6 protein-coding genes are annotated in these 12,333 nt (G+C 38.9%); all 6 read left to right on the top strand.

Features of this window, described 5'->3' with window-relative positions; all coding sequences use genetic code 11:
- Nucleotides 1-205: 205 nt before the first annotated feature.
- Nucleotides 206-856, top strand: coding sequence for a hypothetical protein (locus ACI4L0_RS08815; RefSeq protein ID WP_439799799.1), 651 nt, complete (start codon nucleotides 206-208; stop codon nucleotides 854-856).
- 228 nt (nucleotides 857-1,084) lie between these two features.
- The gene (locus tag ACI4L0_RS08810) at nucleotides 1,085-1,675 is read left to right on the top strand and encodes a hypothetical protein (RefSeq protein WP_439799798.1); all 591 of its coding nucleotides are present in this window, start codon (nucleotides 1,085-1,087) and stop codon (nucleotides 1,673-1,675) included.
- Nucleotide 1,676: 1 nt separating this feature from the next.
- Nucleotides 1,677-2,003 carry a hypothetical protein gene (locus ACI4L0_RS08805; RefSeq protein ID WP_439799797.1) on the top strand — a complete coding sequence of 109 codons (327 nt, stop codon included), beginning with the start codon at nucleotides 1,677-1,679 and terminating at the stop codon, nucleotides 2,001-2,003.
- Between the two features lie 49 nt (nucleotides 2,004-2,052).
- Nucleotides 2,053-8,922 carry a toxin TcdB middle/N-terminal domain-containing protein gene (locus ACI4L0_RS08800; RefSeq protein WP_439799796.1) on the top strand — a complete coding sequence of 2,290 codons (6,870 nt, stop codon included), beginning with the start codon at nucleotides 2,053-2,055 and terminating at the stop codon, nucleotides 8,920-8,922.
- A gap of 58 nt (nucleotides 8,923-8,980) precedes the next feature.
- Entirely contained in the window at nucleotides 8,981-9,520 is a 540-nt protein-coding gene (locus tag ACI4L0_RS08795; RefSeq protein WP_439799795.1) for a hypothetical protein, read from the top strand.
- 188 nt (nucleotides 9,521-9,708) lie between these two features.
- Complete coding sequence (locus ACI4L0_RS08790; protein ID WP_439799794.1) at nucleotides 9,709-12,309, top strand: RHS repeat domain-containing protein; 2,601 nt, start codon at nucleotides 9,709-9,711, stop codon at nucleotides 12,307-12,309.
- Nucleotides 12,310-12,333: the final 24 nt, after the last annotated feature.

Below are 12,333 nucleotides of genomic sequence, written 5' to 3'. Positions count from 1 at the left end.
AATTTTTACACCTTAAACCTGTAAAAATTTTGTGTTGACTAAATAGCGCATTTTAAAGAGTAGTAGTATTTTTCTTAAAACTCCGTAATTTTCAAAGCAAACTGCGCTTGAAATTTCGAAAACTATCGGAAAATCACTAATGTGTGCAGGGATATTTATATTGGGTGCTTTAGGTTCTCTAGTATATAATTAATTGGGAGTTAATATGAAACTTGAGAAATTACTAAGATTAGATGAATTAAAATCTTTTTTTGACGAATACCATATAACTATTAAGAAAAATAATTCGGGAATTAATTTAATAACAAAAAATAATTTTACCGTATCAATACATAAACAATTACATGTGCTTCCTGAGAATGAACAAATTATATATTTAGATTGTCATTTACGAGCCTTTGGTCTTCCAGAATTTAGACGAGATTGGCATGAAAACGAAAATCTGTCAGATTATATTGTAAAAGTTGTAATACCATATATAGCTGATTTAGGCGGTCCATTTACAATAAGCGAAGATGAAGTAGCCAACTTATTAACAAAAAGACTGTTAGAATATGAAATCAAAATAGAAGAATCAAAGAAATCGGATTTAAAATTTATTATATTTGATTCATTAGGGAATGAAGTTGAGAGTATAATGAACAATAGACCCTTAATAATTTTTTCCTTAAATAATACAAGATACGCTATTAATTATCATAAGGCATTTATTGATTTAGTAATCTTTAAGAACCAGAATGATAATGAAGTTCTTATGACTTATCCATGGTATTCTTTTTGTTCTGTTTTTTTATCGGGGAATGACTATGTTGATGCAGCAGTTAAAGGAATTATTAATTTTATAAATAATAGATGATGGCACTGCATCTAGCGTTTTCAGTCCGTCTGAAAACGCGGTGTCTTCCACCTACAAATAGCAATTTGTGGGAATAGGCGCAGAAATCAGCGGAATTCCGGGCGAATTCGTGCAAAAAAAGCCGGATTCTTCCTAAATTTAAAAAAATAAAGCGATGAATTTATGTTTTTTGTGCTATAATCAGGCAAAAGGAGGCAAAAAGAGGCGTTTCGTTAGACAAATGGCAATTTGTATCACTACGCAGGGAATAACCCGGTACGCTATATAGACCCGGATGGAAGGGCGCTTCCTGCGATTGCTGTAGCTGCAGCTTATTGGGCAAGCGCTTTTGTAGTTTTGGCAACAGCAGCTTATTTGGCAACCCCTGCAGGGCAGCAAGGACTTCAAGCTTTAGGCGAAGCAATATCTTATGGAGCGCAAGCTGCTAATCAAGCCGTTTCTAATGCCGTAAACGCTGTAAAGACTAAAGTAAAAGAAAAAACACAAACACAGTCGCAAACGATATTATATAGAGCAGTTAATGAGAAAGAATTGAATTCCATAAAACAATCAGGTGGCAAATTTAGCATGGGAGATAATAGTACATATGAATCAGGAAAACTATTTCAAACAAATTCTGTGGATGCTTCAGGTTACGCAGCATTGGCTAATAAAACCATCGCTAAAGATGACCCATATGTGGCTATAGTAGAAACATCTGCCCCAAAAGGCTCTTATATTCCGATTGATTCGATTATAGATGCCCCCTCTGCGGTAATCGTTCCCAAAGAAAATCTACCGTTATTAACTCCTGCTATAATTGTTCCTTTGGAGAATTAATATGTATAAATATGATATTTTAGTTTCTATGAAGTTTTTATCTAAAGCGCAGGGAGGCGGAAGAAGTAGTTTACCCCCTATTAAGGATAACGAATACTCTTACAGACCTGTTTTTAGGTTAGAAAAGGATACTATTGGATATTGTTGTGGAATTATAATAGGAGACTATATTGAGAATTATAATTTTGATACGGAATTATTGAATATAAAAGTCCTCTTTTTACAATTTCCTATAATAAAGAATAAATTCTATGTAGGAAGAAAATTTGAGTTATTTGAGGGAAATATGCTAATAGGAACAGGTCAAATTCTGAAAATAAAAGAATAGCATCTATTAGTTGACCGATAGTGTAAAATAAAGTTCGCAATTTGGGTAATTGAAAAAAGTCCTTGAACCGGACGAACTTACAGCCGGCTATTCCCAGAACGGAGTGACGGCAGATTTAAGTGGAAGTACGGCTTCGTATGCAGAAACTGCCTCAGAAAATTTTTCAGAAGGACGGCGGTTTTCAAACGAGACATTTTCTCAAGGTTCTTCGTATGTCAGAAACGGAAAAAATTTATTTTCTACAGGCAGGCTCTCAGGAATTGACATTATAATTGATGCCGAAAATAAAACTGTCGTTTCAGCAGATGAATTAAAAGAAAGAATTGTTGTTACGGATTTTTCAGAAGGAAAATGTGCCTTAAATGTTGACGACGGAAAATATGAGATTACATACAATTTTGAAGAAAAAATTCCGTATGCAGATTCAATATCGCAGGAAGAATTTTTGCTTATCGTTTCTGATTTTGAAAAAAAATATCCGAATAATAATCTTGACAGCGTTATCTGGAAAACTGATGAAAGTACGGACAAAAATTCATTAACGAAAAAACTGCAAAGTGTTAATGTTTATGATAAAGCAGAGCAGGAAAAATTCATTAATCTTGTTTATGATGAAAAAATTGAAGTAAACGAAGAAACGCAGGAAGAAAAAATTATTTTTGAAAAGAAGGCTGACGATTCTTCAGAAGAATATAAAGAAAACTGCAGGGCAGCAGATGAAATATTAAAACGGGCAATGCATCAAAAAATACGTACGGAAGATTTTCCGTTCTATGATGATGACAACTGTCTCAAAGAAGAGTATGCAGGACTTGATTATGAAGATAAAAAAATAAAGCCTTTGATAGATGAATGTCTTGCACACAACTTTTATAGATACAGAAAATCATGTGTTGAAATAAAATATTCAACTGAAGCCTGTTACGATGTCAGCAACGGCGAAATAAATTTTTTAATCCCAAAATCTCATACGGAAACTGAAATAATAGGCAGAACACAGAAACTGGAATTTCCTGATGGAACTTGCACATTCAATTCTGAAAAAGATTTTTCATCAGAAAGCATTGCAGAATCAAAACAAACACTGCTGCTTGTTTATAACGCTGGAACTGATAAAATATATTTTTCAGTCAGCGAACCTTTGTATGGCGGAAAAAACGGCTGGTTTTACGGAATATGGACTGGAAGCGAAAATGAAAACAGTTTTTCAGAAACAAGGCTTTTTGAAATTCTAAAACCTGAAAACATTCAACAGGAATATTCTGAATATGACACGGAAAAAATTTCTTCAGAAGAAGAGATAAAAAATATCGGAAATTCAATAAGCAGCGACATAGAAAATAATGAACATGAATCTAAGTTTTCATTCGGCTGTACTCTTCCTGCAAAAAACGGTGCAGAACTTGAAGGAGTTGAATCTCATTACATAAAAGAAAGCATTTATGACGATAACGGGATACTTAAAAATGACAGCATGACAGTCAGTTCAAGACCGCGAATGGCTTCAGGTAAAGTCGTCTGCAACAGGCTTGGCGGCAACGCATATTATTCTATTGAAGGAATACCTGAAAACGCATATACGTCATCAGACGTAATTCAGAAAACACAAACATCAGGTGAAGACGTTACGTCAGGACCACAGGTTTCCATACTGTCTGTACAAAATATGACTGCATCAAAAAACTCCGGTTCGTCAAAAATGATTCAGAGCCTCCAGGACATTAATGCAGACAGAATTCCAGATGTATTAAAAATTGAGGGAAATGTCTGTGAAGTTTATTTTGGCAAAAAAGATTTTTATGGTAATATAGAATATCCTTCATCACCTTCATTTATTTCAGGCGACATAGATTCCCTTTCAAGAAATAAAAACGAATCTTCTTCAAACGGATTTTCATTCAGTCCGGCAGGTGCGATTCAGACATTGTATTCAGCAGGCGGAAAACCAAAGGCAGTCAGCCTGACAAACGGATTTGGAAATTCAACATTTAACGGAACAAATGAAACTGTGTCATCCTTGCTTGATATAAACGGAGACGGAATTACAGATTACATAACTCAAGGAAAAGCAGCTCTTGGAAAAGGTGACAGTTATGAAAATGTATTTGATTATGGCTATAATGCAATAAGCAGCGGTTATGTATCAGGGACATCCAAAAACATCGGTCTCGGCGGCGAAAGTTCATTTATAACTGACAGCAATGAAGAACCTATGGATAAAAGCAGTGTTTCGCAGGATATAAGCATGAGTGTTTCCGGCGGCATTGCAGGTTGTGCAAGTATAAGCACGAGTGTTCAGAATCAGATGCTTCTTGACATAAACGGCGACGGTCTTTTAGATGTTGTATGCAAGTCAAAAAATACTGATGATGAAAATTACATTTACAAGATTTATTACAACACAGGTTCAAAAATAGATTCAGGTTCGCCGTCTGTTTTAACGATTCCAGAATGGAAAACGGCAAGTCTCGGAAAGTTTAAGATAAATAACGGTGCAATAAATTCAAATGGAATTTCTTACGGCGGTTCTACGGCAAGACTTGCAGAAACTGCTGAAATAGATTTGAGCAGCGTTTCAGACAATATAGAAAACCTCGACTGCTCCGTAACGGTAACAGCAAACATTACAGGGAATCTTTCAGTCAATGTGAATATACCTATCCCTGTTCCTGCAACAGTTTTTAAAGTTAATGCAACGGTGAATGCAGGCGGCGGATTGAACAGCGGAATGACAGGTACAAGTGCAACTGTAAAAATGACTGACCTTGACGGCGACGGACTTCCCGACCACGTCCTCCGCATCCCCGGTCATGCAACTTACTGGAAGCGCAACATCTCAGGCCGCTACGGACAGCTTGCAAAAATAAATCTTCCGCAGGGCGGCAATATTGAAATCGAATACGCAGAAAAATACGGAACGACTGACAGCCCGAACTTTAAATACGTGATGAGCCGTGTTACTGTAAGCGACGGCTGCGGTGAAACAGTGCCTGAAATAAATCACGGTTCTCATAAAGTTGTCACAAACTATGAATACGACGGCGCATACTACGACAGGGAGTTACGCGACTTTTTCGGATTCAGGACTGTCACGACAACATTTGCAGACGGCACGTACACCGTTGACGAATACTGTAACCGCGAGTATTACCTAAAAGGCGCAGTAGAAAAAAGCTGTTCTTATGCAAAGGACGGAACAGTCCTTTCAATGCATACGGCTGAATACTGCGATGCGCCTTGTGCACTGACTGCAAAGGAAGAAAACTGGACGTATGAAAAAGCCAGCGGAAGCTCAGACTGCATTCATACTGTAGCATGCTATGAATATGATGAATACGGAAACTGTACGAGAATGACGCAGGACTTCGGTGACGGAGAAAGTCTTACAGGCGAAATAATTTATGACAACTCAAATGTAGCAGACTACATTGTAGGCTTGCCGGTCGACATTTATGTTTATGGAACTGACGGCAGACTTTTGCGACATCGGTCTGGAAACTATGACAGCAAGGGGCAGCTTACTGAGTTGAGGCAGTATTTTGACAGTTATAACTGGTCTTCAAACTTTTTGACTTATGACAGGTTCGGAAACATAAAAAGAATTTCGGATTCACGCGGTGCAACGCTTTCCTATACTTACGATGAAGATGAAAATATGTTCGTAACGGAAATCTCGCAGAGCGGAAAAGACACTGACTCTTACAGAAGCTATATTGATTACGATGTCACAACTCAGACAAAGACCATGGAAACTGACTGCAACGGCAACACATTGCGTTACGAATACGACGGCTGGCAGCGACTGACGAAAATCTTTACGTCGTATGACGGTGCAGTTCCTGCCGTAAGCTATGAATACGTTACGCCCGGCACGGACGAAAACGGAATGCACGGATTGTGGTACGCAATAACAGGCAACAAGGTAACGTTTGATTCTGACGATGATTCCGTAATTCAGACTGTCCTGCAGGTTGACGGTCTAGGCAGAGCCGTCAGAACGGCAAAGACAGGATTTGTGAACGGAAAAAACGGCTGGAATGCAAGCGGCGCGGTTGAATACGACAATAAGGGCAGAACCATAAAAGAAGGAATGACGGAGTTCATCGAAGGAAGCCTGGAAAGTTTGTTGAATTCAAAACCAAAGATGACAGATTTGTTTACCTCGTATGAGTATGACGAAAAAGACCGTCATATCAGGACAATCCTGCCTGACGGCTCGGAGCAGTCTGCGGAATTTGAAATCAGGAACGGAATTTTAATTTCTTACTCTACCGACCCGCTCGGGAATGTCAGTATTCAGGAGAGTGACAGCCGTGGCAATATTATTCGTGTAGCAAGGGAAGATTCTACTGGCAGACAGCTTACGGAAGTTACCTACCGATACAACGAACTTGGCGAAATGCTGAAAGCGCTGGATGCAAAGGGAAATCCTGTCAGTGTCGAATATGACCTGCTCGGTCGACGTACGGCGCTTGAAAGCTTGGATTCAGGCAGACAGGAATTCTTCTACGATGAATGTTCAAACCTTGTCCGCGAGAATAACAGCGTATTAAGGGAAAACAACAAACAGATTGTATATGAATACGACGGCTTGAACCGCCTTGTCCGTATTGATTACCCTGACACCGAGGATACAATCTATACTTATGGAAACGCTTTTGACAAATCTGTCGGAGCAGCGGGAAAAATACTTTCTGTAGCTGATGCCTCTGGTACTCTTGAGTACGAATATGGAAAACTCGGAGAGGTCACAAAAGAAACAAGAACGCTCGCGACACACTTGAACGGCTACAATCCGGCTGAAACTGCCATAATGGAATACCGCTCTGACTATCTTGGACGCATGCAGTGGATTGTTTACCCTGACGGAGAGAAAGTGACTTACGGCTACGACAGAGGCGGACAGGTTGTAAGCGTAACAGGCGAGCATTGGGGTCATAAATTCAATTATGTTACAAACATTTTGTATGACGAGTACGGACAGAGAACTAGAATTGACTACGGGAACGGAACGTTCACGGAATATACGTATGACCCTGCGCGCAGATGGCTTGATACGATAAAGACACAGAACAACTGGGGGCAGAGCTACCAGAACATTTCTTACAGTTTTGATGCCGTTGGAAACGTGCTTGGATACGAGAATGACTGTCTTGACACTGTGAAAGGCAATTATAAGACAAAGCAGACATATTCTTATGACAATCTCTATCAGCTCATAAAGGTTGACGGCAATACAACTTACAATCCTTATCAGTCAAGCGTGCCGGAGTTTGTGTCAAATTATTCGCAGGTGTTCAGCTTTGATACTGACGGACTTGGCAACATGACTTCAAAAGTCAGCACGGAGAGCGTAACACCGCAGAAATCAATCGGCGATAACCTCAATTACAGTTTTGATTATGTCTATGATGAAAATTTCGCGCACAGGCTCGTACGTGCCGGCGACCGTTACTACAAATACGATGCAAACGGAAACATAATCTGCGAACAGGACGGCAGTTTTGAGAGCAACGGCGAAGACGTCTCTTACCACAAGATTACGCAGGAAGCGGAAGATGTTTACTCCACTGACTATGGCTGGGGCTTGTTCAAGGAAGAAAATGGCTCAGGCGGTGGAATAAAAGGAACAAGGTATTGCAGGACATACGCATGGAATGAGAAAAATCAGCTTATAAGCTCAGTTGATGCAAACTACAACACTGCTTATGTCTATGGACAGGACGGACAGAGAAGCAACAAGTACACTGCAAGCAGCGAGACATTGTACTTTAACAAGATGTGGACTCTGCATACCGATAGCGGAAACAATGTCTACGGCGGACAGTCTGCGAAGAACATCTACCTTGGCGAGACAAGAATTGTAACAAAACTAAACAGCGGCGAAAATCCGACTTACCAAGAAGAGTATTACAAACAGTATTTCTATCACTCTGACCATCTCGGAAGCGCATCTTTGATTTCTGACTATAAAGGCGATGAATACCAGAGAATAGAATACACACCTTATGGCGAAACCTGGGTTGAAAAAACACAGAACCAGGGGCTTGAATGGCTTCCATACAAGTTTACTGCCAAAGAACTAGACAAGGAAACAGGACTTTATTATTATGGAGCTAGATATTTAGATCCTAAATATTCAATGTGGATAAGTACAGACCCTGCATTGGGTGAGTACATCCCTGCGGCTGGAAAATGTATAGCTGATGAAGCAGGAAAACTGCCTGGTGTTGGTGGTATCTTCAATTCTGTCAACGGAAATCTGTATCACTATGCAGCGAATAATCCGGTTAAGTATATTGATCCAGATGGAAATTATTTAAAGGTATCTGGAGGTTTTAGTTATAAAAGACAAATTGCTAAAGAATTAAGAAAATTATCTCCAAAGGCTTGGATTAACCCATTTACTGGGACTGTTCATAACAATAATCCCTTTATGAAAATAAATGGTCATGAAAAAGGAAATCAACTTATTAATGAATTGATAGAGGATAATAATACAGTGACAGTAAATTCTACTCCTATGACAAATAATGCTACTACAAAACCTTTAAGTGGTGATGCTTTTAAGCCAGACTCTGAAGGTTCTGATTCAGATATACAATTTAATCCAAATATAGATGTATCATTACCAGAAAATCACAATGGGAGAGTAACTAATGTTAAGGCAAAGCCAAGTATTGTTCTGGGACATGAACTTATTCATGCATTGCATAATGCAAAGGGAAAAAATCAAAGGAGGCAGAGAATAACAGAATATACTGATAATTTAGGAAATACTATTGTGTATCGATCTGGAAAATCAACAAGTGTAGAAGAATTAAATACAACAGGAGTAAATGGCTTTTTTACAAGTGATGACATAACAGAAAATACTTTACGAAGTGAACAAAAATTAGATGAGAGGGTACGTTATTAAGATGAATAAAGTGTATTTGATACTAAGTTTTATAGTAATTATTTTTATTAGTTGTAATATGACAAAAGCTCAGGAAAAAAAATATATTTTTTATGTACTAAAACCTAATGAAAAAGTAAATTTAGTATATGAAAGAGAGAACGAAATATTATATAATGTTATAAAATCTGAAATAACAGAAAATAATGTTCTATTTGATATAGAATTAAAATATTGTGATAGTTTTTTACTAACAGAAACAACACCGCAATATAAAGTTGAAAAAAACATCTTGTTCATTAATTATTTTATTTGTGATTTTCCTGAAGATATAGAAGTTTATGCTCCTTATAAAAAGATTGAAAATACTTTACTTGTGGAAAATAAAGTTTTATTTAACATAGATGTTAAGGTAAAACAAAAGTCAACAATATCTTTTGAAGAAAATACAGAAAAAACATCTCTAAAAGATATAGACAAAATTGTTATTAATATAGGTTATATTCCTAAATATGATCCTTCTTTTTTTGACATAAATAATAGTTGTAATTCTTATTATAATTGTTTTGATTATGTACTTAAGAATCAAAAAATTAAAACAATAGAATTTGTAAAGTAAAATATTTAAAAAAAATAACTGAGGATTCTCTGCCTTTTTCTCAATGAAAGAGGCGGAGAAACTTGTTCTTTGACAAAAATTCAGGTGGCACAAATCAAGTCTGCCCCGCCGTGAAGTGCCTTTAGTTGCGACCGCAGGGAGCAATGAGAGTTAGCGAAGCGCGCAAGGGCGGTTGACGGAAAAACTCGGTGCAATCTCCTTATGCGCAGCCTGAATGCGAGTATTCTTGGACTTACGAAAAGTCCAGCGGAACTTCTGATTTTATTCATGCAGAAACAGAATATAAATACGATGAATTTGGTAACTGTATTGAAATAAAACAGAACTTTGGTGATGGGGAAATTCTTCTTGGCAAGGTCATTTATGACAACACTAACACGACGGACTACATTGTGGGGCTGCCTGTTGACATCCGCGTTTATGATTCAAAAGGAAGTCTTTTGCGACACCGTTCTGGAGATTATGACGAGTATGGGCAACTCAAAGAATTAAGACAATATTTTGATGTGTACAATTATTCTTCAAACTTTTTGTCTTATGACAATTTTGGAAATATAAAGTCTGTGTCCGACAGCCGAGGCGCAACATTAGCCTACACTTACGACACAGCAGAAAATATCTTCGTAACGGAGATTTTGCAAGGCGGAAAGAATACGGACACATATAAAAGCAAAATTGACTATGACATCGCAACGCAAACAAAGACAAAGGAGACCGACTGCAACGGCAACACACTCAGATACGAATACGACGGCTGGCAGCGACTGACAAAAATCTGGACGGCGTATGACGGTGCAACTCCGGCAGTGAGTTATGAATACTTCACTCCGCAAAAAAATGCTGACAGTTTCTGCGATTTGTGGTACGCAATAACAGGCAACAAGGTAACGTTTGATTCTGACGATGATTCCGTAATTCAGACTGTCCTGCAGATTGACGGTCTAGGCAGAGCAGTCCGCACTGCAAAGACAGGCTTCGTGAACGGAGTAGACGGCTGGAATGCGAGTGGTGCCGTTGAGTACGACAGCAAAGGTCGTACCGTAAAAGCTGGAATGACGGAATTCATCGAAGGAAGTTTGGAGAGTTTGTTGAGTTCAAGACCAAAGATGACAGATTTATTTTCCTCTTACAAGTACGATGAAAAAGACCGTCAGGTTAGGACAATACTGCCTGACGGTTCAGTACAGGAAAATAGGTTTTATATAGAAGAAAATAAATTAATTTCTGAAAGCATTGACCCGCTCGGAAATGTCAGCCTGCAAGAAACTGACAGCCGTGGCAATGTTATTCGCGTGGCAAAGTTTGACAAAGACGGAGCACAACTTACAGAAGTTACATACCGCTACAACGAACTCGGTGAAATGCTGAACGCATTTGATGCAAAGGAAAATCCTATCAGTGTTGAGTACGATTTACTCGGTCGCAGAACCGCGCTTGAAAGTTTGGATTCGGGCAGACAGGAATTCTTCTACGATGAATGTTCAAACCTTGTCCGCGAGAATAACAGCGTTTTAAAAGAGAATAACAAGCAGATTGTTTACGAATACGACGGCTTGAACCGCCTTGTTAGGATTGACTATCCCGACACAGAAGACACCGTTTATACTTACGGCGGAGCAAGCAACACGCACGGAGCAGCAGGAAAAATCCGTTCTATAACCGATGCATCCGGAACTCTTGAATACGAATACGGTGCACTCGGAGAGGTTACAAAGGAAACTCGCACTCTCGCAACGCACTTGAATAGAAACAATCCGACAGAAACTGCCGTAATGGAATATCGCTCGGATTACTTAGGAAGAATGCAGTGGATTGTTTACCCCGATGGCGAGAAAATCACATACGGTTACGACAGAGGCGGTCAAGTCGTGTCCGTTACTGGTGAACATTACGGACATGAATTTAAATATGTTACAGACATTTTGTATGACGAGTACGGTCAAAGAACGCGCATTGACTATGGTAACGGTACGTTTACGGAATACACGTATGACCCTGCGCGCAGATGGCTTGATACGATAAAGACGCAGAATAAATGGGGACAGAATTACCAGAACATTTCTTATAGTTTTGATGCTGTGGGCAATGTTCTCGGCTATGAGAATGACTGCCTTGACACAGTGACAGGCAATTATAAAACTAAGCAGACTTACAGTTATGATAATCTTTATCAGTTGATTAAAGTTGACGGTGAAACGGTATATAATCCGTACATCTCCTCTGTGCCAGAGTTTGTGTCAAACTACTCGCAGGTGTTTAGTTTTGATTCCGATGGCTTGGGCAATATGACAAGCAAAGTTTCAAAAGAAACTGTAACTCCGCAGAAGTCAATCGGAGATAACTTAAACTATAACTTTGATTATGTCTATGACGAAAATTTCGCGCACAGGCTCGTACGTGCCGGCGACCGCTATTATAAGTATGATGCAAACGGAAATATTACGGTCGAACAGGACGGCTCTTTTGAAAGCAACGGAGATGATGTAAGCTACCACAAAATAACGCAGGAAGCGGAAGATGTTTACTCAACTGATTACGGATGGGGCTTGTTTAGGGAAGAAAATGGCTCAAGCGGCGGCGCTAAAGGCTCAAAGTATCGCAGAACATACGTCTGGAACGAGAAAAACCTGCTTATTTCGAGCGTGGATGCGAACTACAACACAGCCTATGTTTATGGGCAGGACGGACAGCGTTCTAACAAGTATACCGCAAACAGTGAAACTCTATATTTCAACAAGATGTGGACGTTACACACAGAGAGTTATAATCAAAAGTTGTGGATGAGTTAATTTAAAAATAGAAAAAGAGACTGA

Source organism: Treponema sp. (genome assembly GCF_051883275.1).
Lineage (GTDB): Bacteria > Spirochaetota > Spirochaetia > Treponematales > Treponemataceae > Treponema_D.
Note: the sequence above shows the minus strand (reverse complement) of the source record. Positions and strands in the feature narration are given on the sequence as shown.